At 39.7% G+C, this 23,081-nt stretch carries 17 protein-coding genes and 1 riboswitch; of the genes, 14 read left to right on the top strand and 3 right to left on the bottom strand.

Features of this window, described 5'->3' with window-relative positions:
• The first annotated feature begins 742 nt into the window (after positions 1-742).
• From FRX97_RS11855 to FRX97_RS11845, 3 genes are all read left to right on the top strand, one after another.
• The gene (locus tag FRX97_RS11855; RefSeq protein ID WP_147015438.1) at positions 743-5,416 is read left to right on the top strand and encodes a DUF3320 domain-containing protein; all 4,674 of its coding nucleotides are present in this window, start codon (positions 743-745) and stop codon (positions 5,414-5,416) included.
• Between the two features lie 273 nt (positions 5,417-5,689).
• A complete protein-coding gene (locus FRX97_RS11850) occupies positions 5,690-6,418 on the top strand; it encodes a hypothetical protein (RefSeq protein WP_147015437.1) in 729 nt (242 codons plus the stop codon).
• Positions 6,396-8,003 carry a fatty acid desaturase family protein gene (locus FRX97_RS11845; protein WP_147015436.1) on the top strand — a complete coding sequence of 536 codons (1,608 nt, stop codon included), beginning with the start codon at positions 6,396-6,398 and terminating at the stop codon, positions 8,001-8,003. The genes FRX97_RS11850 and FRX97_RS11845 overlap by 23 nt, the downstream gene beginning before the upstream one ends.
• Positions 8,004-8,026: 23 nt before the next feature.
• Here FRX97_RS11845 and FRX97_RS11840 read toward each other — a convergent pair whose 3' ends face one another.
• Positions 8,027-9,049 carry an isoaspartyl peptidase/L-asparaginase family protein gene (locus FRX97_RS11840; RefSeq protein ID WP_147015435.1) on the bottom strand — a complete coding sequence of 341 codons (1,023 nt, stop codon included), beginning with the start codon at positions 9,047-9,049 and terminating at the stop codon, positions 8,027-8,029.
• Between the two features lie 52 nt (positions 9,050-9,101).
• Entirely contained in the window at positions 9,102-9,389 is a 288-nt protein-coding gene (locus tag FRX97_RS11835) for a phosphoribosylpyrophosphate synthetase (protein WP_147015434.1), read from the bottom strand.
• 684 nt (positions 9,390-10,073) lie between these two features.
• Here FRX97_RS11835 and FRX97_RS12395 point away from each other — a divergent pair.
• The 11 genes from FRX97_RS12395 to secA all read left to right on the top strand — a co-directional run bounded on the left by FRX97_RS12395 (position 10,074) and on the right by secA (position 21,649).
• The gene (locus FRX97_RS12395; protein WP_223266626.1) at positions 10,074-10,586 is read left to right on the top strand and encodes a Kazal-type serine protease inhibitor family protein; all 513 of its coding nucleotides are present in this window, start codon (positions 10,074-10,076) and stop codon (positions 10,584-10,586) included.
• 24 nt (positions 10,587-10,610) lie between these two features.
• Positions 10,611-10,773, top strand: a riboswitch (cobalamin riboswitch).
• Between the two features lie 57 nt (positions 10,774-10,830).
• Positions 10,831-11,832 carry a T9SS type A sorting domain-containing protein gene (locus FRX97_RS11825; RefSeq protein WP_170227134.1) on the top strand — a complete coding sequence of 334 codons (1,002 nt, stop codon included), beginning with the start codon at positions 10,831-10,833 and terminating at the stop codon, positions 11,830-11,832.
• A complete protein-coding gene (locus tag FRX97_RS11820; protein WP_147015432.1) occupies positions 11,816-13,687 on the top strand; it encodes a TonB-dependent receptor plug domain-containing protein in 1,872 nt (623 codons plus the stop codon). The genes FRX97_RS11825 and FRX97_RS11820 overlap by 17 nt, the downstream gene beginning before the upstream one ends.
• Entirely contained in the window at positions 13,687-14,760 is a 1,074-nt protein-coding gene (locus tag FRX97_RS11815; RefSeq protein ID WP_147015431.1) for a YncE family protein, read from the top strand. Before FRX97_RS11820 ends, FRX97_RS11815 begins: the two co-directional genes overlap by 1 nt.
• A gap of 2 nt (positions 14,761-14,762) precedes the next feature.
• Positions 14,763-15,320 carry a glutathione peroxidase gene (locus FRX97_RS12440; protein WP_147015430.1) on the top strand — a complete coding sequence of 186 codons (558 nt, stop codon included), beginning with the start codon at positions 14,763-14,765 and terminating at the stop codon, positions 15,318-15,320.
• On the top strand, positions 15,317-15,811 hold the full coding sequence (locus FRX97_RS11805) for a hypothetical protein (protein WP_147015429.1): 495 nt from the start codon (positions 15,317-15,319) through the stop codon (positions 15,809-15,811). The genes FRX97_RS12440 and FRX97_RS11805 overlap by 4 nt, the downstream gene beginning before the upstream one ends.
• Complete coding sequence (locus tag FRX97_RS11800; RefSeq protein WP_170227133.1) at positions 15,808-16,566, top strand: O-methyltransferase; 759 nt, start codon at positions 15,808-15,810, stop codon at positions 16,564-16,566. Before FRX97_RS11805 ends, FRX97_RS11800 begins: the two co-directional genes overlap by 4 nt.
• Positions 16,567-16,581: 15 nt before the next feature.
• On the top strand, positions 16,582-17,298 hold the full coding sequence (locus tag FRX97_RS11795) for an ABC transporter ATP-binding protein (protein WP_147015427.1): 717 nt from the start codon (positions 16,582-16,584) through the stop codon (positions 17,296-17,298).
• 4 nt (positions 17,299-17,302) lie between these two features.
• Complete coding sequence (locus FRX97_RS11790; RefSeq protein WP_147015426.1) at positions 17,303-17,848, top strand: cob(I)yrinic acid a,c-diamide adenosyltransferase; 546 nt, start codon at positions 17,303-17,305, stop codon at positions 17,846-17,848.
• A 109-nt stretch (positions 17,849-17,957) separates the two neighbouring features.
• Positions 17,958-18,179 (top strand): DUF2795 domain-containing protein, encoded by a 222-nt coding sequence (locus FRX97_RS11785; protein WP_147015425.1) that lies wholly within the window; start codon positions 17,958-17,960, stop codon positions 18,177-18,179.
• 140 nt (positions 18,180-18,319) lie between these two features.
• Positions 18,320-21,649, top strand: a complete 3,330-nt coding sequence (gene secA, locus FRX97_RS11780; protein WP_147015424.1) for a preprotein translocase subunit SecA — start codon at positions 18,320-18,322, stop codon at positions 21,647-21,649.
• Between the two features lie 323 nt (positions 21,650-21,972).
• Here secA and FRX97_RS11775 read toward each other — a convergent pair.
• A partial coding sequence (locus FRX97_RS11775) for a T9SS type B sorting domain-containing protein (RefSeq protein ID WP_147015423.1) occupies positions 21,973-23,081 on the bottom strand: 1,109 nt, incomplete at its 5' end.

Raw genomic sequence — 23,081 nt, 5'->3', positions numbered from 1 at the left:
TAAGACATCAAAATAATCAACGAGGTATTCTGGTAACAACAACTTAAGGAGGCTCAAATCAGACATCAAAATGAATTTTTGCGAAGGTCTGATTATTCAATTTCTCCACAACTTTTTGTTTTGATCCCTAATTTCCCATTCATTCCTATTTAATTGGTTCAGAGCATCCCGCACCAAAGCGGGAGGGTCACTGGTTCGAATCCAGTATTTCCCACACAAGATTATAAGAGGGATTCAGATAACTGAGTCCCTTTTTTTTGTGGGTTGATGTTTCGTGGTTAAATGGGGTGGGGAGCTAATTTCCTTTTCTTTCGTGTTCAGTTGTTTCAGAGCATCCCGCATGTAAGCGGGAGGGTCACTGGTTCGAATCCAGTATTTCCCACATAAGATTAAAAGAGGGATTCAGACAACTGAATCCCTTTTTTTATGCGTTAATAATTCATGGTTAAATCGAAAATAATAGAGATGATTTGACCTTGATATCATTTTTTCAAATTAAGGATGGTTGGAAGCCTTAACTGGATATGAGTGAATAAGATAGGATATCGTAGGAAATTAGAAGCTTTTTCCTAAATGACCAAATATCTTGTTGGCTTTAGGATGTTGTTATTATTTAGAATATTTTTTGAATAACTAAATTTTTTATTTTAACTGGTTGATATGTCAAAAAATAATGAATAACGAATGCTGTGAAATGTTTATCTCAACAATACGGATGTACAAAATTTAGGATATAGCTTTAATGGAAAATGAAAATGTTAACGATACTGCTGAGTTATCGAAATTATTAGAGGGATCTAGAAAGCGGTTATTAGAAACGGGTACCAGAAGTAGTCTAATTCATGTGAATCGGAAAAATATAAGATCCAATTCACTTAACATTATTAATGAACGATCAGATGAGATTTATACCATTCTTAGAATAAGGGGTAAGAGAATGAGATTTAAAGCTCTTGGAAAAGATGAATCGATTAAAGGGGACGGAATGGTGCTGGCTAAACCAGATGAAAATATAGACTCTACTAGATTTACAGATAATTTTTTGGAGTCTCCCTTAGGACCGGAAGCAATGGCCAGAAGAATTCTAAAGGTTGCTAAGGCAGCAAAAATTGCTGAAGAGGAGCAGGGGGTGAATATATTATACCTTGCTTTAGGGTTTTTGCAGTGGAAAGAGGCTACACATTCCCAAAAAGTCAGAGAAGCTCCACTAATATTGTTGCCAGTTCAGCTTGAGAGAAACAATAAAACTTCAACTTATGATATAGTGTGTCGTGAGGATGACCTCTCAACCAATTTATCTTTAAGTGAAAGATTATATCAGGATTTTGGGATAAGGCTTCCGGAAATCGAGGAAGTCGAAGGGTGGCTGCCATCATATTACTTTTCTAAAGTAGAAAAGGCAATATCTTCAAAGGTTGATTGGAATATTGATCAAAATGGAATTCAACTAGGCTTTTTTTCATTTGCTAAACTTCTAATGCACCATGATTTAGACCCAGAAAATTGGCCTAATGGTGAATTTGAGAACAACAAGATTTTGGACGGAATATTGAGATCTGGATTTAAACATGATGATCCCCTTTTCGCTCCAGAAGATAAATTAGATGAAAAATTATCTCCAGGAGATTTAATTCAGGTGGTTGATGCAGATGCTTCACAAACAAAAGTTATTGAGGAGGTGCGAAGAGGTGCGAACATGGTTGTCCAGGGGCCTCCAGGAACAGGGAAATCACAAACCATCACTAATATAATTGCTTCAGCGGCATATGATGGTAAAACGGTTTTGTTTGTGGCGGAAAAAATGGCGGCATTAAATGTTGTACACCAAAGATTAGTAAAGTCTGGGTTGCAGGACTTATGTCTCGAATTACATTCTCGAAGTGCTAATAAAAAGGCGGTATTACACGAGTTGAAGAGAACTTTAATTGCAAGTCAAAATGAAATAGAAGTAAATGCGGACACTTCCAAACTCATTGAATCTCGGAACGAGTTAAATAATATTAGTTCTCTTTTGCATACCCCAATTAATGGAATTGATGGCACTCCTTTTGAGGCACTCTCAGAGGTAGTTAGTTACATTGGAAAAGGAGTTCCAGCTCCAAAAATGGCATTGGACGGACTCGAAAGGAAGGCTAAAGAGGATCGTGTAAACTGCGTAAGAAGTATTCGACAGTTTTCAGATTCTTACAAAAGGTTGGTAGAAAATCCTTCTAACCCATTTAAAGGATCAAGAGAATTATTTCTTCAACCAACCGATCTTGAAAGGTTAAAATCAGATGTGCGTCATTCTTTAGAGGTCATAAAAAGATTTATGAAAATCTGTTCGGATGCAGCAAAAAATTATGAATTCGAGGTTCCAAAAAATTTAGTGGAATCAGAGAGGTTATTAAATTTTAGGAATGCTTTTATTGGTAGACGTAAAGAGTTGGATCATTGGATTAAGAAGCTGTATTTTAACGGAAACATTTCAAGGCTCAATCAAACAGTCAGGATTGCAAAGAATTGGTCATTCATACACCTAGAAAATCAGGATAAATTTAATTTTAACAATATTGATTTAAGTCTTTCCCAATTGCGGCTTGATATCCAGGAAGGGGTAGATTCTTGGTTCAAGAGAAATTTTGGAAATTACAATAGATCGTCAAAAAAATTAGCGAGTCTAATAACAGAAAATCTGCCTAAGGCACCCAAAAGACGTCTTAAATTAATTGAAACTCTTATCGAAATAAATAGAGTAGATTCTGAATTTAGTATTGATAAAGATTGGTTGATTAATGTGTTAGGAGAGGATTGGCGTGATATTAAAACTCCATTTAAAGAAATTGAAGAAGCAATTGAGTGGATTGAAAATATTAAAAAAACGGCCAATCTTATTAAATCACCAGATGAGTTGGGAGTTGCAATCCGGACTTCAAACGGTTTGGAGAGGATAACTGTTTCGGATGAAATTGATAAAGTAAAAGAGCATTTGAAAAGACCTTTGTCAATTCTAAAATTAGATTATCAAGCCTCAATACTTAATGAGGATGTTTATTTTCAGAATCTGAGTGTTTTAGTTGAAGTTTTTGAGCGTATTCTTGGTTCAGAAGGGGATTATGAGGCTTGGGTGAGTTATGAACATCATAGAAAAGAAATTATAAATCAGGGTGCTGCTGAGTTATTAGAATTAATAATATCCGATAAAATCAAACCTGAAGATGCGGTAGATGAATACCTATATGCCTGTGCAGAGTCTCGTTGGAAGGCTTGCTTTGCGAAGAATAAAGATTTGCAGAAATTACAGGGCACCAATCGTCATGAACTATGCGAAACCTTTAAAAAATTAGAAAAGAATTATATTGAAAGTACTAAGGGGAAAATATTAAAAAGTCATTATACCCAAATTCCCAAGGGCTCTGTTGGTAATATGGGTTATATTCATGGAGAGATAGCAAGAAAACGAGGACACAAACCTGTAAGAACACTTGTGAAGAATACTGGCCCAACTTTGCAGAGAATAAAACCAGTTTTCCTAATGAGTCCAATTTCAGTTGCTCAATTTCTATCCCCAGGAGCCGTAAAGTTTGATTTATTGGTAATCGACGAAGCTTCTCAAATAAAGCCCGAGGATGCTATTGGGGTTATTGCTCGTTGTAATCAAATTGTAGTTGTTGGAGATCAAAAGCAATTACCACCTACTTCATTTTTTGACAGATTATTGGAAGATGATGAAAATGATGTGGACGATGACTCGCAGCCTGCCGACTTGGCAGACATGGAGAGTATACTTACCCTCTGTGAAGCACGGGGAATAAGGCAAAGGGTTTTAGAATGGCATTATAGGTCAAAAGACCCTTCATTAATTAGGGTATCTAATTCCGAATTTTACCAGGATAATTTGATTTTACCACCTTCACCATTAGAGCGTGATACAAATTATGGGCTTTCCTTTAGGAAAGTTCCAGGTGTGTATTCTTCTGGCAACAACGGGGAAGGAAGGAGAGGAACCAATAGAATTGAAGCTGAAGAAATTTCAAAAGCCGTGTCCAGGCATGCCCTTGAAAACCCTGAACTTTCGCTAGGGATAGTTACTTTTTCTAAGACTCAGTGTGATATGATTACCGAGGTGTTAGAGTATAAAAGAAGGGAGGATAATGTGTTGGATAAATTTCTTAGGGAAGGAAAATCGGAGGATGTTTTTGTAAAGAATATAGAAAATGTGCAGGGTGATGAGCGGGACGTTATTCTTATTTCTGTGGGTTATGGTCCGGAGCATCCTAATGGTAGGTTAATGCGAATGAATTTTGGTCCTATTAATCGAGAGGGGGGTGAAAGAAGATTAAATGTTCTGTTTACTAGAGCTAGAGTTCGTTGCATTACATACACCTCATTTGACCCCGTTGATATTGATCCATTGAGGACTAAGGGAGAAGGGGTCCGGGTATTAAAGAGGTATTTAGATTATGCAAAAAATGGAAATCAGGATCATAGTTCGCCAACGGGTTTGGAAGCGGATAGTCCATTTGAGACCGACGTAGCAGACGTAATTACATCTCTGGGGTACGATGTAGATTTACAGGTAGGATCTGCTGGTTTTCGTATTGACATTGGAGTGAGAAATCCAAATTACAAATCACAGTATATCCTTGCGGTAGAATGTGATGGAGCCACATATCACAGTTCATTGTGGGCAAGAGAAAGGGATAGATTGAGGCAGGAAATTCTTGAAAATATGGGGTGGCGATTCCATAGAATTTGGAGTACAGACTGGTTTTATAGGAGAGAGGATGAGATAAAGCGTTTAAAATTGACCCTCAATAATTTAACGGATAATATTAAAGTGTCAGTTAGAGGTGCAAATAATAAAGCCAAGCCCATTACGAAAAACGATCGGTGTGAGGAGTTCGTTTTTGACAAACCATTAAAGATTAAGGAGCTCACGGTTCCAAAATATCAAAAGGCCGAGATTCTTATCCAGACAGATTTGCACCCCTCAGAAGTTTCCCTTGAATATGTGTCCAATGTTGTTCTTGAAATAGTTAATGCAGAAGGACCAATCTTCATCAATGAATTATCCAGGAGGTTGGCTTCTTCTTTTGGATTATCTCGAACAGGTAATAAAATAAAGGAGACGACACTAGCGGCGGTATCTAAATTAACCTTAAGTGGTGCAATAGAAACACGAGATAATTTCGTAGCGACTGGGAATCAATTTATGAGCCCCCCAGTTAGAGATAGGAGTGAGGAGACGGGAAGTGTATTAAAGGCTGAAAATTTATCTAAATATGAGGTTCTTGCTGCAAATGCATTGATAATTAAAGAGTCAGGAGAATTGGATATTGAGGAAAAGATTAGGGTAATCAGTAGATTATTAGGGTACAAAAGGGTTGGGCCTGAATTACATCAAGTAATTGGCAATTGTTTTAGAGGGCTATAAATTTTTGTTTTTAAATAATCTATGGAATAATAGTGTGTTAACCGGAATGGTAGGCTTTTTTTGGTGTAAAAGGTTTATTAATGTTCAGGTTCTTGTCTTATTGATTCAGCTGGGGAGTGGTAAAATCATGGTCAGCATTGGGCAACAATGCATTCATCATTGAAGGTTTGTGTAATTATTTTAGGAATCTGTTTAGAGGCTTCGGTTCCTTCCTTGGTCTCCGCTTTCGTATTTCATTTTTCTTGCTATTTTCACCCGATATCCCTACGAAATATGAAACTATTTAATTGTCTTTTTATAGTTATCCTTCTGGCTACTTCTTGCAGCACAACCGATTCTTTAATGGTGCTTAAAAATCAGTCCGGACCACTGGTGGTTTCCAAACTTGTTATGCACAATACCACGGCAGATACCTGCTATGAGGTAAAAGATTGGACGGTGAGTCGGGATAGTATTTCAGGGGACTTTCAAGGATTTGGCTGCCAAAAACACAAACAAAGTTTTTATCAATATCGGAATACGGGAACCAATAGATCGGAAATCCATTTATATCCGAGTTCTTCGTGGATGAAAACTCAAGAAGACTCTGTTTCCAGTATTTTAATGAGAAATCTTAAGGGAGTGCATATTTTAATACCTGAGCGGGATTATATTCTACAGCGGTCTCAAATTTATAGTCTTCTAAATCGTGAATTTTGGGTTTTTAGTCCCACAAGTGAGTATGCATGGAGAATTATGCAACCCAAAATTAGTTTGGAAGGAATTTCTGGAACTCCAGTGAAATTGTTACCTAGTCATAGGACTTCTAGCAAGTATTTTAGCGCGTTTTTAAGGGAGGGGGAATTAAAACCCAATGAAATGCCCGTTCCTTTGGAGCAGTTCAATAATATTGGGACTAAGGTGTACGATTACCGTAAAACCTTTCTTGGAGTAGCTGGAGTATCGGCAGCAGGAATTTTGCTTTTGATTATTGCAATGGATGAAAATGAAAGCTCTCTCTAATAATTTCATCCGCTGGATATTATACCACTTTGGGGTGTTTATTTCCCTAGTTTTCCTTGGATTGTATCACTGGGATCTTGGTTATCTTTTCCTTCCTTTTCTTATTATAACCAATCAATTAAATAACTTTTTAGGAGCGTTTACTGATAGTGAAATTGCTTCGGAAATGATGTTTTTCTCTTCTAATCCAAGTTTTCAGTTAAGTAAATTCCTGGTGTGTATTTATTACCTCCTCTGGAACGCTTATGTTTTTTACTGGATAGGGAGCAATGAGCTGGGTATATTTTCTCTCCTAGGCTTTACCGTTGGAAGCGTTATTATCAATAGCACCTTTGCGGTTTCTCTCGCGCACGACCTTTTGCATAGGAAATCATGGTTGAGATATCTGTTAAGTCAGGCGATATTAATGCTGGTGGTTATGCCTTATTTTAAAAACGATCATTTGTTGGGGCATCACAAAACAGTAGGGACTGAGTCCGATATAGGTACGGCTAGATTGAACCAATCTCTGTATCAATATTTAAAAGATATTTTTGTTCATCGTATTTCCCTGAGCTACTTTAAAGGATACCATAATAATGTGGTGAAACGGAAAAAAGTAATAACGGAGAATTGGATCTTGTTGTTGGTGAATGTGACCCTAATAGCCGCGGTTATCGTTTGGTCTTCAAATCCTTTACAGATTGTCTCATTTGTGTTGCTTCAATCTATGTTGTGTTATCTAATGTTTGAGGTTGCTAATTACATACAACATTATGGTTTGGAAAGGCAAAGTGTATCGGATAAGTTGGATGTAAACCACGCTTGGGATTATACCCACAAATACACCAGCTATATTTCTTATCTCCTTCCCCTACATTCTTATCATCATGCTGGAATAATTAGCACTCAGGAATCTAGAACCGAGAATAGAACCATATTGCCCAATTGCTATTATAAAATGATCCTGCTATCCTTTATTCCTCGGTTGTGGTTTAAAAAAATGAATCCTCTGTGCAATTCATTACGTCGAGGAAAGGTATTGCGGGCGGCGGCTGTGGTAGTATTTCTTGTGTTTGGAGGAATATCTCAGGCACAACATAATTTTGGACTTAAATATTTTGGTTTGAGCATGCATCCAAAAGGTGACCCCCAGGCGCACCTTATGCCGTATCGCCTCGACGATAGAGCGGTACTGGTTGTGAATTTTGGTGGGATAGCATCTTTCGAGCGCTATGTATACAGCAATTTACTTTCTATAAAATTAGCTCAGGGTTTATACACAGACAGCGGGGGTTTAATTTCTGGACATACCCACATTGGGTTTCGTGCTAAATTTTTGGAACGGAAAAGACATTCAATGATTCTTGGCTTTGGTCCCACCTTTATTTACCGTCGAAATTGGAATAAAAAGCCAGGATATGAATCTACCGGGCTATTCAGAGAATCGGGCAATATCCAACATAAGTTTGTTTGGTACGGTGGGGAGATTGAATACAATTACCAAGTAAGTGACCAATGGGATATGAGCGTTAATTTTCTTCCCGGTTATCCTTTGGTGATGTCCATAGGTGTGGGAGTAAGATATTGGCCTATTAGGTACTAGTCAGGCATTGATCTTTGCATAAGCTATTCATCCTTAAATAAGCTGATTTTTTCCTCAGATTTATTTGTCTTCCAAGCCCTATGCATTCCCGGAGTGCTAAACGGTGCACTTACCTTTCCATTTTTATCTATAGCTATAAGTCCGCCTTTACCTCCGAGTTCCTCTGTTTCTTTTATTGTCGAACTAGCGGCCTCATCCACTGGAATACCTTGATATTTCATTTTTGCTGCAACATCGTAGGCGACCACATTTCTAATGAAATATTCCCCATGTCCAGTACAGGATACGGCACAGGTATTGTTATCGGCATAGGTTCCTGCTGCAATTATTGGGGCGTCTCCAATTCTTCCGTATCGCTTATTGGTCATTCCTCCTGTCGAGGTTCCTGCTGCCAAATTCCCTGCTTTATCCAGCGCAACGGCTCCAACCGTTCCGAATTTTTTATCGGGAAATGCTGTTTCCTTTAGCATTCCGCTTTTCTTCTTTAGGTTTCTCTTATTTTCCTCTGCCTTCACTTTTCTCAAATAATCTAATCTGGCATCCACCTTAAAGTAGTTGGGGCTAACAATGGTTAGTCCTTGCTCCTTAGCAAATAACTCAGCCCCTGGTCCCGAAAGCATTACATGGTTAGATTTTTCCATAACAGCGCGCGCTGCCAAAATGGGGTTTCTAATGGTGGTAACCCCAGCAACTGCACCCGCATTTTTATCCGCACCATTCATAATGGATGCGTCCAATTCATTTTTTTCTTCATGAGTAAAAACCGCACCCTTTCCGGCGTTAAATAGTGGACTGTCTTCCAAAATAGTGATGGCAGCAGTAACGGCATCTAGGCTGCTTCCGCCTTGATCCAATATTTCGTATCCAGCATTTAAAGCCTCCCTAAGCTTCGCTTTATATTCTTCGGCTTTTTCCTCTGAGATGTTTTCTGGAGTGATGTATCCTGCACCACCATGTATGGCGATACCAAAATTCTGGTTTTGACCAATCACAGGAAGTAATAGAAAGACTACCTGGATTATAGTGAGAATAGATTTAAGCTGCATGATGAGATTTTGCTACAACTTAGAAATTAATCTCCAATGCTGCTCTGGCATCTTATAATTTTCGAATCAAATCTGGATTTTGGGAATGCTGTGCTCCGTAGGATAATAAAATGGTTCCTTTTTCTCCATCTTTAGTTCTAACTGCTAGCAGCAAGCTGTCATCCGCAGGGTTTGTGTTACCGTCGTTCCTATGTTTTGACTCTATTTCTAATTGGTCCGCGGTGTAAAGTTTTTTGGTCTGTAAACAGCGTATTCCATCTTTTTCTGCTTTGAAATCTTTTGTGTACCCCTGTTCTTTAAGGTTTTCTATTAAAACTGTAATGCTTTCTGAAGTTTCCATGGGTAAATCGTTTGAGGGATTACCTTAAAAAACGAAAAACAGCATGTAATATCAAATTTGGGGTACTAAAATCTCTTAACCTAAATATTGGTGCTGGGCTGGTTGTTGCTGGTGTTTAGATTGGAATTAGTAGAAAAGGAATTTTTTTGAATGGATTCTTTAGTGAAAATTCCCCTGTTTGGTTGGGAGATTTGCTTCAAATAATTCTTACCCTTTAAAAATTTATCCCCAACAGTGTATATCGGGTAGATGTTTGTTAAATCAATAAGGGGTTGTGAAGCTGGGCTTTTAGTTTCATTATAGCTAGGGGGCATTACTTTGTTGGATAAGCCTGAAGGTGCATCTAAGCTGCTTAGCCCAATTAGGGATACAACTATAAGTGAAATACCAATTAATCTAGACAACATTAGCTTGTTTAATAATGCGCTTCCTGGAGTTACTTAACGCGAGTAGGATTAATTATTGTGTAATGGATTAAAAATCACGTTGACTCCAATAAATAACAGATTTAGGAATTCAATGATGTATATTGAGACTACTGTTATATTTATTAGGACGGGTAAAAAGAAATGGGTAGGGGTAGGGTTAATCGGTGTAAAATGGATTTCAATCTAGATAATAGTTTATTTTGAGTGAATTTTAATTTCGCTTTAATCTTGCCGGAAATCAAAATAATCCCCTACAATGAAAAACATTTTATTAATGGTTATGGCCGTTGCATTTTTGGCCGTTTCATGTTCTAAAGAGGTAGAAAGTCCAACCATGCAGCAAGATGAAGCCGCTATGGTTGAAGCGGAAACTTCTGACCCAATTACATTATCCTGCTACGATCCGAAACCTAGACCCTGGGTAGCTTGTCCGGCTGTATACGATCCTGTATGTGCTTGTGGCGTGGTAACCTTTAACAATAGATGCGAAGCGGAGCGTATGGGCTTTAAAAACACGGTTAAAGGACCTTGTGTAAGTGTTTCTAAGCCAGAACCATCATGCAGAGTAGAGGCGGTAAAAAGAGCAATGCAAAAATTAGGTGCTAATTGTGCAGCTGTTTGGCAGCCCGTTTGTGGTTGTGATGGAAGAACCTATTCTAATTACTGTTATGCAGTGGGGAATGGAGTGCTAGTCTGGACTCCTGGCGAGTGCAACAAGGTGCCCGAACCCGTTGATCCCGGAACGATAATCGATGTGAATACACCATAAGTAAAAGCCCGATCGATGAGATCGGGCTTTTTTATTCCTTAAATTTGCCGCACCAAGAGGGGAATACCGTGGAAATCGGTAACAGTTCCCGCTGCTGTAAGCTGTTAATGATTGTGCAATGCCACTGTAATGGGAAGGCGTACAATGTCCAGTAAGTCAGAATACCCGATTGGAGCATTTTGAGGTTTGGTTCTGCGGTGAACGGATACTAAATCAATCAAAGTGCGTGATGAATAAATCACGTATGAAATACACTTTATCTAGTTTTTTAGTCCTGGTATTTATTGGGCTGCAAGCCCAATATGCACCGGCTCCCCCTTCGGAGTTAACCACCGCAATTCATAAAGATTCAAGTGTTATCGTCAATTGGGCAAAATCCTGTGTGGTGCAGCGCGGATTTATTGATGCAAATAGGCCTTCTAAAACCTATACCTTCCAAGACTCTACATCAAACAGAGCCTTTTTTGGAGTGGATTCTAATGCTGTGGGTAAATCTTTTGGGCCCGGAGATGTGGTTTCTCTTGGAGATCTTGGTAAGGCAATTTTAAGTTTCAATCCTCCAATTGTTAACGGACCAGGATACGATTTTGTGGTCTTCGAAAATGGATTTAAACTGTCGGGTGAAAATAACTTTTACCTTGAATTAGCTAGGGTAGGAGTGATCGTTAATCCAAACGACAGTGCGGTCTATTTTTCTACATATTCCGAAACTCCTTTTGACCAACAATTAAGCGATGCCGAGGGAATCAATCCAGAGTTCATTCATGGTTTGGCAGGAAAATATCCATACCCATATGGTACGCCATTCGACTTGTCAGATTTAGCTATTTCAATCCCCGAAGGAGCCTCTATTTCTGGGATAGTTATCCAGGATGTGGGGGGAATGATTTCCAGCGACCTTGTAACCAAAGACTTGTTAGGCAGACCCATCAACGACCCTTATCCTACAGCATACCATACAGGTGGATTCGATTTAATGGCGGTAGGTGTGATAAATCAAGCTTTACCTGATGCTGTGGATGTAAATATTTATCCAAACCCCGTAGATGCCAACGGTACAGTTTTTTTTGGAGAGCAGGTGGAAACGGTGTGTTTATACTCGCTTTCGGGAGAATTAATAGCTAAAGGGCAAAATGTAGATCGATTAAAATTAACGGGTCTGCAACAGGGCTTGTATCTTTTAAATCTTGAGGACGGGGCGATGTCCAAAGCATTAAAATTGAGCGTAAATGCGTTGGATCATTAATCTTGTATTTCTTTTTTGCTCTCTTTATACCGGTGCTCAGAATAGAACGGTAAATCTAGATTCTGTTCGAGTTGAGGGAGAAAAAAAGGGTGTGGAGTCTTTTGCTATTGAAGATTCTAAAATAGCCATATCTAAAGGAGCTGCAATTCCCCAACTTCTAACCAATCATTCTTCGGTTTACATTAAAAATTTTGGTCCTGGAACCTTAAGTACCATTAACTTAAGGGGAGCAAGTTCTAGTCAAACCAAAGTTTTTTGGAATGGGGTAGAAATGAATAACCCACTCTCGGGACAGGTGGACTTGAGTTTAATCCCTGTCTTTATGATAGACCAACTTTCTATTTCTAACAATGGAGATTTAGATGGTTCTTTTGGGGGGGATTTAAATTTAACCTTGAACAAGCGATTCCGAGCCAGTCGGGGGATAGTGAGTGTAGGATGGGGCAGTTTTGGGCAAAGAAATGCGATGTTGGGTTTAAATCATAGGTTTAAGCAAACTCGAGTACTTTTCAGAACCTACCTAAGAAAGTCTGATAACGACTTTACCTACACCAATACCGGAGTACAGGGAAAGCCGCGGGAAAGAATGACCAATGCAGGGTTTCAACAAAAAGGGTTTTACTTTGGTTTGTTGCGGTCCCTTAACCACCAACAAATTGAGTTCGATTTATGGCAGCAGCAATATGAGCGAAGCTTGCCAACCATTATGTCATACCAGGGCTTAGGGAGAGATGAGTTTCAGAGCGATTTTGATACCAGGTTTAATCTTCGCCACAGATTTTATTTCTCTCGTTTTAAGAACGAAATTTCTTTAAACGTCAGCATTCTTGAAAATAACTATCGATTATCCAACAAACTCAACAATACCGAATGGGTACCCTTTGTAAATAGTCTAAGTAAGGGGAGGAGTATCAATTTTAGCAACCAGTTGTCCTGGCAGGGAAAAGGGTTTTCTACCTTTATTCAACCGAATTTAAAATGGGAAAATGGAAATTATATTCAGTTCTTAAATCGTTCCCAAAATGAGGTGCAGCGTACCATAGCTGGCGTAAAGGGTGGGTTGGTTGTTGAGGTAAACAAAACCGCCTCACTTACCTTAAGGTCGAATTTAAGGTGGGTGGATTTCGATGAATCATGGATTTCTGGATCCCTGGATTTTACAAAAGCATTTAGCGGGCTAGATTGGAACTTGGCGATTAGTAGAAATGTGCGCATCCCCACATTAAACGATATTAATTGGTATCCAGGTGGGAACATAAAATTGTTGCCGGAAGAGGCGCAGGGAGTGCAGTCTAAGCTTAGCAATTCCGGATCCAAATGGGCCTGGTCGGGTTTGCTCTATTTTAGAAACGTTAAAAATTGGATACAGTGGAAGCCTAGTGAATTTGGATATTGGAGGCCAGAAAATTTGGCCCGAGTACTGAGCTTTGGGGCAGAAACTGAATTAAAATTTAAAGCCACATTTACGCCGTCTTTTACCTATCAGCCCACTGTAAATATTGGGTTAAACAGAAGTTTCGAAGTTGAAGGAACCAACCGAAGCCAGTTAATGTATATGCCAGTTTGGGTGGTGAATCACTGGCAGAAATTTATAGTCAATAACATAGAGTTTGCCCTTGGATTAAATCTGGTTTCTGAGCGCAACACTCAAACCCAAGGGCGAGTGGGTATCTCATCAAAACTGCCAACCTACAGCTTGTTGAATGCAGAATTGTCTAAAAAGCTTAATATCAAAAAGCAGAATTTATCGGTAGGGATAACGCTAAACAATTTGTTGAATCAATCCTACCAAAATGTGCTTTGGCGGCCTATGCCTGGATTTAATTTTCTCGTAAATCTAAACCTTACCTTCTAATGAGATTTGTTGTCCTCCTTATATGTTCTGTGAGTATTTTTTTCTCCTGTAAATCCGAAAATCCTAACAGCAACGAAACAACTGGATTTTTGAACCACAATTTTTTGGACGGTTTGTGGGTTGCCAATGAAGGCAATTTCACTTTCGGGAATGCAAGTTTATCACACGTAAAATTAGATAGTAACGTAATTAACGATGCTTTTCAAAAGGTAAATGGTTTACCCGTGGGTGATGTATTGCAGTCGGTAAATGTCATCGGGGATTATTTATTCCTAGTAGTAAATAACTCTGGAAAAATTCACGTTTGCGATAAAACCACCTTAAAGCTAGTAAAAACCATTACTGGCTTTGTTTCACCTCGCTATATAGCAAAGTATAATCAAGATTTCGCCTTGGTTTCGGATTTGTACAGTGAAAATATTACCGTGGTAAACCTAAACACGCTGGAGAAAGACGGCGAAATCCATGGCAGTCAATCTTCCGAGAAATTGTTGGTAGATGGAGATCTTATTTTTACCAACACCTGGGTGGGATCCAACACCCTTAGAAAAATAAAATGGACGCCAGATGGCCCTAAAGAAATCTGGTACTCCTACTTTCCAACTTCCCCCATAGACATCGCATATGTACAAGATAAAATTTGGGTAGCATGCCAGGCCGAAGAGGGTACGGGAGGCTCCTTGGCCATAATAGAACCGAAACAAAATAGATGGATGACCATTGATACAATTATTCAATTTTCTAATCCAGAGGCCAGTCCAAATCATCTTACTTTCCTGCCATCTAAAAACAAGCTGGCCTTTATTTCTTCCTCTAATCCAACCGATATATCAAATGATGGTGGAGTTTTTACCATAGACCCCGTTAGCCTTGAGATTAGCGAAATTCCTATTGTCCCAAAAGGTCAAAGGCTTTTTTACAGCATGGAATGGAGTGAGGAAAGGGGGTTGCTCTATTTAACAGATGCTAAGGATTATTTAAGCCCGGGAGAGCTTTTAGTTTATAATTTTGATTTTCAACTTGAACAAACGGTCTCGGTAGGCATTATACCAGGACAAATATTTACTCAATAACTATGAGCGTAGTTGCAGCAATTGCAAAAAGCATTATTCCAAATACCATTCTACCAAGAGTTGAAGCTCCTGTTTCATTCTATGATCTTCAATTCCTAGATATAAACGGGGATTTAAGGAGTATGCAGGAGTTTAAAGGGAAGCATCTTTTAATCGTAAACACTGCTTCAAAATGTGGATTTACCTACCAGTATGAGGGTCTTCAAGAATTGTACAAAACCTACAAGGAGGATTTAGAAATTATAGGCTTTCCTTGCAATCAGTTTAAAAAACAGGAACCAGCAGGTAATGATCAAATTGCAGAGTTTTGTGAATTGCAGTTTGGAGTCAAATTTCCAATGGCATCTAAAATTGATGTAAAAGGAGATAATGTCCACCCAGTTTATAATTGGTTGACGAAAAAGGAACAGAATGGAATATTAAGCTCAGAGGTGGAGTGGAATTTTCAAAAATACTGGATAGATGATATTGGTGCTTTACGGGCTGTAGTTTATACAAATGTGAAGCCTAATGGGAAAAAATTCCTGAAATTGGCAGAGGAATTAATTAACGAAAAATGAAATATTTCACCCTCCTACTAATAAACCTATTTTTTCTTCTGTTGATTGCTTGCAATACTCAAGAGCCCAAGCAGGATAAAACCATTGCAGAAAACAAGGAGTCTAAAGAAAAGGAAGACGATTACGAATTAGCTGTACATATGGGTTTGTTGCAGCGCTATCTAGAAAAGGCTTATTTCGCGGCGGAGGGGGGAAATGATGCGCTTCATGATTTCTACATCCACGAAATGGAGGAGGAGATGGAATCCATTCAAAAAGCGGGAGTAATGGACGATGGCATAAACGTTTCCTACAACATGCTTCATTACGGAATAAAGTCCTTAGAAACTTACGAATCCAGAATAGAGGCGGAGGGATTAGCCAATTTTCAGGGGCATTTCGATAATTTAATCAATGGCTGTAACTCCTGCCACATGGTTAGTAAAAAGCCCTTTATACAAATTCAGAAACCAAGTGTAAACGCCTTCCCATCCCAGAAATTCACCCCTTGAGTCGCGTTATTTCCTTTATTAAATACTTGTGGCATTGCAACGGTAGACATGGTGTCCATAGCCCTTTTGTTTACCAGTTGTTGGAGGATGGACTTTACATTAAAAACAACGATTTTAAGGCAATCCAGCAGCTGAGGAAAGAGCTGAGAAAAGATAATACTCCAATTCGTAACAATTTTGGCACGAATGCCGGAGCCTATAAGGGGCAGGGCACTATTGGAGATTTAGCCAAAAAAGCAGGTATATCACATCGGTACGGAACGCTATTAGCTAAATTGGTTAAGTACTTTAATCCAGAGTTTATTTTGGAGTTGGGTACCAGTTTGGGCATATCCTCGGCATACATGGCCCAACACAATGTGCAAATTACAACGGTGGAAGGGAACGATAAAATCGCGTCCTATGCCAAATCAAATCACCAAAAATTAGGGCTGGATAACTTGGAGGTGGTATGCTCAGATTTCGATACATACATTGACCAGTCTTTAAGAAATATACCGTCCATACCATTTTTATACCTCGATGGAGACCATAGTTATGAGGCAACAATGCGTTATTTCTCAAAGTTAAAATCAAAGGCGACCTCGGACAGTGTTTTTGTTTTCGATGATATTTATTGGAGTCCTGGGATGACCAAAGCCTGGGAAGAAATAAAACAGGATGAAATTGTGACCCTTAGCCTAGATTTTTATAAGATGGGAGTAGTATTTTTTAAACCAGTCAAAGAAAAACAGCATTTTCGCATCTGGTATTAGTTTTATTTTAGTTGCATGGAAAATAAAGTCATAGACATTCAAGATATATCCAAGGTTTACCAAGTGGGGACTCAAACCGTGCATGCTTTGCGGTCCATAACACTGGAGATTAAAAAAAATGAGTATGTCGCATTAATGGGGCCTTCTGGATCTGGAAAATCTACTTTAATGAATATTTTAGGTTGTTTGGATACGCCCACAACTGGCTCCTACCAATTAAGCGGTCAGGATGTGAGTAAGATGGAAGACAACCAATTGGCTACAATCCGAAACAAAGAAATCGGATTCGTATTCCAAACTTTTAACCTAATGCCTCGTTATACTGCATTAGAAAATGTGGCTTTGCCACTAATTTATGCGGGTAAGAAAAAGGAGGAGAGAGATGCTCGAGGTGCCGAGGTTTTAACTATGGTTGATTTGGCAAATAGGATGGATCACAAACCAAATGAATTATCTGGAGGACAGCGGCAGCGTGTAGCGGTAGCAAGGGCTTTGGTAAATCATCCATCCATTATCTTGGCCGATGAACCAACGGGTAACCTAGATACTAAGACCTCTCACGAAATTATGGGCTTATTCGAGGAAATTCACTCCAATGGAAACACCATCATTCTAGTAACACACGAGGAAGATATAGCCCAACACGCACACCGAATTGTAAGATTGAGAGATGGACTCATTGAAAGCGATGAAGTAAACGAAAACCCCATTAAAGCGACTCAAAGAGTATAATAAAATGAAGGTTTACACGAAAAAAGGTGATACGGGAGAAACTGCACTTTTAGGAGGAAGAAGAGTGAGTAAAAGTCATTTGCGAATTGAAGCATACGGAACCCTCGATGAGCTGAATGCTTTTGTAGGACTTTTACGAGATCATATAGAATTGCCTAATACCGTAAAGGAACTTTTAGATATTCAGGATAGAATTTTCACTATTGGATCTCACTTGGCGATGGAAAAGGAAGATTCTAAAATGAAACTGCCAGATATTTCTGAAACGGACATTACCAATTTGGAAAACTGGATAGACAAAATGGAGGAAGAATTAGAACCCATGAGAAACTTTGTGCTTCCAGGGGGACATCCAACTTTGTCCTACTGTCATGTTTGCAGAACCATTTGCAGAAGAGTGGAGCGCGCGGCGGTAACCCTTGCTCACGAGGAATCCATCAATAAATTAATTCTTTCGTACATAAATCGGTTGTCGGATTACTTTTTTATGTTGGGCAGATTTATGGCAAAAAAGTTGAATGTTGAAGAGACTCCATGGCAACCAAAATAGATCTGTATCGTAAGTATTATCAAATACTGCTTTAACATTTTGTAAATCTGTTGTATAGCACGGCAAAAAAATTACTTTTGCCAACGATTTAAACCATAAATATTGTCCTATGTACTGGACCCTAGAATTAGCTTCATATTTAGAGGATGCGCCGTGGCCGGCAAGTAAAGACGAGCTTATTGATTTTGCAATAAGAACCGGAGCGCCTTTGGAGGTTGTAGAAAATCTGCAAGAAATAGAGGATGACCAAGAAATTTTTGAGTCAATCGAAGAAATATGGCCAGATTATCCTTCCAAAGAGGACTTCTTCTTTAATGAAGATGAATATTAGAATCCCAAAGAATTCATAACAAATGACAAAAAAGCTGTTCCCATAAGGTTACAGCTTTTTTGGTATCTATCCCCAGCGGTAAATCGCTATTTTTGTGGCCGATCTTATTTGGGGATGCCCCCAACAATACACAGATTTTTATGTCAATAGTAAACAAGCTTCTCAAAAAGGTTTTTGGTGATAAATCTCAAAAGGAAATTGCCGCAGTAAAACCTATAGTAGAGGAAATTAATAAAGTTTATGCCACCCTTGCTTCGCTTTCTAACGACCAACTTCGTGCAAAAACCGAAGAACTGAAAGGGGAAATAAAGGCATACGTAGCAGAAGAAGAGAAAGAAATTCAAGCCCTTAAGGAAGAGGCCGCAAATCTTGCACCAGAAAAGATTCACGAAAAAGAGAAAATCTTTGATCGCATTGATGAAATTACGGAGCAGGTTGATAAAAAACTGGAAGAGGTTTTAGAAAAAATCCTTCCTACCGCTTTTGCCGTGGTAAAAGAAACGGCTAGAAGATTTAAAGAAAACGAATCTATTGAAGTTACTGCTAGCCAGTTCGATAGAGATTACGCTATAAACAACGACCACGTTACCATAGAGGGGGATAAAGCAATTTGGCAAAACTCTTGGGATGCTGCGGGCAGTGAAATTACCTGGGATATGTTGCACTACGATGTGCAGCTAATTGGAGGTATTGCGTTGCACAAAGGTTCTGTTGCAGAGATGCAGACAGGAGAAGGTAAAACCCTTGTGGCCACGCTTCCTGTTTATCTTAACGCACTTGCGGGTAAAGGAGTGCACCTGGTTACGGTTAACGATTACCTAGCTCGTCGTGACTCGGAGTGGATGGGACCTTTATTCGAGTTCCACGGTTTATCAGTTTCTTGTATCGATAATTTCCAACCGAATTCTGAGGAGCGAAGAACAGCCTACAAAGCAGATATCACTTATGGTACCAACAACGAATTTGGTTTCGATTACCTAAGGGATAATATGGCTATTGATCCAGATTCTTTGGTTCAAAGGAAACATCACTACGCCATAGTCGATGAGGTGGATTCGGTACTTATTGATGACGCTAGAACACCGCTTATTATTTCTGGACCTACTCCAAAAGGGGATCAGCAACAATTCGAAGAGCTAAAACCGAAGATTAAGCGTTTGGTTGATGCTCAAAAATCTTTGGTTACCAAAATTTTATCTGATGCCAAGAAAAAGTTAAGCTCTCTTGGAACAGATAATCCAGATAAAGAAGAAATAAAAGAAGGAAGCTTCTTACTTTTTAGAGCTTACCGTGGTTTGCCTAAAAATAAAGCACTGATTAAGTTCCTTTCGGAGCAAGGGGTGAAAGCCGCCATGCAGAAAACAGAAAATTTCTACCTCCAAGAGCAAGGTAAGAATATGCCTGAGGTGGATAAGGAGCTGTATTTTACTATCGACGAAAAGAACAATAGTATTGAGCTTACCGAAAAAGGACTAGATCTAATTTCTGGAAGTGATGATCCTAGCTTCTTTATCATGCCAGATGTTGGATCACTATTGGCGGAAATCGATAAGAATGAAAGTCTTCCAGAGGACGAAAGACTAAAGAAAAAAGACGAAATCGTTCAGGATTACGGTGTTAAATCGGAGCGTATCCATACCGTAAACCAGTTACTAAAGGCATACACACTGTTCGAGAAGGATGTGGAGTATGTAGTAATGGATGGAAAGGTGAAGATTGTAGATGAGCAAACCGGCCGTATTATGGAAGGTCGCCGCTATTCTGACGGTCTGCACCAAGCGATAGAAGCAAAGGAATCGGTTAAGGTAGAGGCTGCAACACAGACCTACGCTACGATAACGCTTCAGAACTATTTCAGAATGTACCATAAGCTTGCGGGTATGACAGGTACGGCTGAAACGGAAGCAGGAGAACTTTGGGATATTTATAAGTTGGATGTAACCATCATTCCAACCAATAAGCCGATTGCAAGAAAAGATCACGAAGACAAGGTATTTAAGACCAAGCGTGAGAAGTACAACGCCATTATTGATGAGATAGTAGACCTTCAGGAACAAGGCAGACCAGTGCTTGTAGGTACCACATCGGTTGAGGTTTCTGAATTGCTAAGTAAGATGCTTACCATTCGAAAAATCCGTCATAATGTGCTAAACGCGAAGCTGCACCAAAAGGAAGCGGACATCGTTGCTGAAGCTGGTAAAGCAGGTACTGTTACTATCGCAACCAACATGGCGGGCCGTGGTACCGATATTAAGCTTAGCAAAGAGGTAAAAGAAGCGGGTGGACTTGCCATTATTGGATCGGAGAAACATGATTCAAGAAGGGTAGATAGACAGCTAAGAGGACGTTCGGGAAGACAAGGTGATCCAGGTTCTTCGCAGTTCTATTTGTCTTTGGAAGACGATTTAATGCGTCTATTTAATTCAGACCGTGTCGCCAAAATAATGGATAGACTTGGTCTTGAAGAAGGAGAAGTTATACAGCACTCTATGATTACTCGCTCTATAGAAAGAGCGCAGAAAAAAGTGGAGGAGAATAACTTCGGTATCCGTAAAAAAGCGCTGGAGTACGATGATGTATTAAATGCGCAGCGTGACGTTATCTATAAAAGAAGAAAACACGCACTTTTTGGTGATCGACTTAAGTTGGATATCGCCAACATGTTCTTTGAAACATCGGAGAACTTAATTGCCAACTTCTACGATACTAAGGATATAGAAGGGTTAGATCTTGAGGTACTTAGAATATTTGCTACCGATAGCGGTATCAATGTTGATGATTTCACTAAGCCTCAACCAGAATTGGCGGAACAGCTTTTCTTAAAAGTGTACAAGCACTATCAAGATAATGCGAAGCAGGTTGCAAACATGACCTTCCCCGTAGTAAAGGATGTGTTCGAAACTCAAGGAGAGAAGTTTACTAACATCATGGTGCCATTTACAGATGGTAAAAAGGGAATTCAGTTACCGTGCCCATTGAAAAAGGCATACGAAACTGAAGGTAAAGATGTAGTAGATACGCTAGAAAAAAGAATCACGCTTTCTATTATCGACGACGAATGGAAAGAGCACTTACGCGAACTGGATGAGCTGAGACAGTCGGTTCAGGGAGCGGTTTATGAGCAGAAGGATCCATTATTGATTTATAAGTTCGAGTCATTTGAGCTATTTAAAGCAATGTTGGACAGAATAAATGTTGAGGTGGTATCATTCTTAACCAGAGCAAGGATACCGGTAAACCAACAGGCACAGGCGTCTAATGCTCCATTAAGAGCTCCAAAACAGCCGAAAACGGTAGAGCAAAGAGCTCCAAGTTATGCGAACGTTGGAGATGGTGGAAATGCGCAAGCCATTGCAAATTCAGCACCAAGACCAAAAGCACAACCGCTAATCGCAGATGAGAAAATTGGAAGAAATGATCCATGTCCATGCGGTTCGGGGAAAAAATACAAGCAGTGCCACGGAAAATAAAAATCTGTAGCTAACCCAATAAAATTAGAGCCTTTTCGAAGTAATTCGGGAAGGCTTTTTTGTTGGTATGATTTTAGTTCGCAGGTGGTAGCTCGTAGCTTGTAGGAGGATGAACTGATGAAGGATGAATGGATGAACTGATGAAAGATAAATTGATGAAGGGTTTTTCCCTGAATTCGAATATGGCTTACGGGATCCCTCTTTCCGCTTCGCTGCAATCGGGATGACCGCCTTGATTACAACGAAAAAACCAGGGCATCGGGCGTGCTAATTAGCCAATAAGCCAATTCGCCAATAAGCAAAAAAGGGCTCTCGCCCTTTTTTTATCTAATCAACCTAAACTCTCCGTGTAGGATTTCTCGAATGCGCTTATCAAACATCTTGGCCCTTACCACAAAGTAATAGGTGTCAACTGCAGCGGGCTTTCCGTTAACGGTTCCATCCCAGGCGGGATTATCGGGTGTTCCGGTAAATACCAACTCCCCGTAGCGGTTGTAAACTCTAAACTCTTCGTAGGACTCTACTCCCCATCCTTGTGGGTAGATTTCATCGTTAATGCCATCTCCATTGGGTGAAAAAGCATCGGGAACATCCAGGGAGTATTTGGTAGCATCTACACGAAGGATGTAGTCTGTCGCTTGATTTGTACAACCAAAAATGTCGGTTACTTCCACTGCAAATTCTTGCTGGGTAAATACTTCCACGGTTTGGTTGGGACAGTCGCTACAGCTGAATTTCGCTTTTGGCGTCCAGTTGTAAATAAGTCCAGGGTATTCGGGAAGCTGAGTGGTAAACGAATCGCCTTTTACAATGAGCGTATCGAAGAGGTTAGGCAGAATAATGGTAGAATCTAACCCTACGATGTTGGCTACAACGGTTGCGGTATCGCGACAGCCTTTTAGGTTAAACACCGCCACTTTATAGGTGTAACGGTTTCCAATGGAATCGCCAATAGCGCTAAAGCGTACGTTGGCACCAAAAGGCACTGCCAGCAGCGTGTCGGGCGACCAACTGTAGGATGATCCACCTGATGCCGATAAGGTGTCAATTTGATCGATACACACCTGAAAGGTTCCTCCTTTTGCCTTAGGCAGTGGGTTCACAATGACTTGCTTTTGCAGCTGATCGCTACAGTTTTCTGCCTGATTGCTCACAAATTGCTTGATGGTATAAGTTCCAGGAGATTTGTATAGGTGTTTTAATACCTGCTTTTTCGAAGAACTTACCTGCCCGTCGCCAAACTCATACCGCACATCTTGTACGTTGTTGGTGTTGGAGGTAATAAATACGGTGTCGTTTAAACAAACCTCGCTCGGGGCAAAGAACCCTGCCAATACTTGTTTTACGCGTATGGATTTAGAGATGTTGTTTACACAGCCCTCTTTGGTGGTAAGCTCCAGATTAAGGGTTAGGAAGTTGGTTCCCGAAGGTT

This window comes from Luteibaculum oceani, from assembly GCF_007995015.1.
Taxonomy (GTDB): Bacteria; Bacteroidota; Bacteroidia; order Flavobacteriales_D; family Luteibaculaceae; genus Luteibaculum; species Luteibaculum oceani.
Note: the sequence above shows the minus strand (reverse complement) of the source record. Positions and strands in the feature narration are given on the sequence as shown.

What these genes read in the sequence shown, in the direction of transcription:
- FRX97_RS11850 (WP_147015437.1), top strand. Translation starts at nt 5,690, where the DNA reads ATGAAACTATTTAATTGTCTTTTTATAGTTATCCTTCTGGCTACTTCT.
- secA (WP_147015424.1), top strand. Translation starts at nt 18,320, where the DNA reads ATGTCAATAGTAAACAAGCTTCTCAAAAAGGTTTTTGGTGATAAATCT.
- FRX97_RS11820 (WP_147015432.1), top strand. Translation starts at nt 11,816, where the DNA reads ATGCGTTGGATCATTAATCTTGTATTTCTTTTTTGCTCTCTTTATACC.
- FRX97_RS11845 (WP_147015436.1), top strand. Translation starts at nt 6,396, where the DNA reads ATGAAAATGAAAGCTCTCTCTAATAATTTCATCCGCTGGATATTATAC.
- FRX97_RS11795 (WP_147015427.1), top strand. Translation starts at nt 16,582, where the DNA reads ATGGAAAATAAAGTCATAGACATTCAAGATATATCCAAGGTTTACCAA.
- FRX97_RS11825 (WP_170227134.1), top strand. Translation starts at nt 10,831, where the DNA reads ATGAAATACACTTTATCTAGTTTTTTAGTCCTGGTATTTATTGGGCTG.
- FRX97_RS11785 (WP_147015425.1), top strand. Translation starts at nt 17,958, where the DNA reads ATGTACTGGACCCTAGAATTAGCTTCATATTTAGAGGATGCGCCGTGG.
- FRX97_RS11840 (WP_147015435.1), bottom strand. Translation starts at nt 9,049, where the DNA reads ATGCAGCTTAAATCTATTCTCACTATAATCCAGGTAGTCTTTCTATTA.
- FRX97_RS11835 (WP_147015434.1), bottom strand. Translation starts at nt 9,389, where the DNA reads ATGGAAACTTCAGAAAGCATTACAGTTTTAATAGAAAACCTTAAAGAA.
- FRX97_RS11805 (WP_147015429.1), top strand. Translation starts at nt 15,317, where the DNA reads ATGAAATATTTCACCCTCCTACTAATAAACCTATTTTTTCTTCTGTTG.
- FRX97_RS11855 (WP_147015438.1), top strand. Translation starts at nt 743, where the DNA reads ATGGAAAATGAAAATGTTAACGATACTGCTGAGTTATCGAAATTATTA.
- FRX97_RS11790 (WP_147015426.1), top strand. Translation starts at nt 17,303, where the DNA reads ATGAAGGTTTACACGAAAAAAGGTGATACGGGAGAAACTGCACTTTTA.
- FRX97_RS12440 (WP_147015430.1), top strand. Translation starts at nt 14,763, where the DNA reads ATGAGCGTAGTTGCAGCAATTGCAAAAAGCATTATTCCAAATACCATT.
- FRX97_RS11815 (WP_147015431.1), top strand. Translation starts at nt 13,687, where the DNA reads ATGAGATTTGTTGTCCTCCTTATATGTTCTGTGAGTATTTTTTTCTCC.
- FRX97_RS12395 (WP_223266626.1), top strand. Translation starts at nt 10,074, where the DNA reads ATGAAAAACATTTTATTAATGGTTATGGCCGTTGCATTTTTGGCCGTT.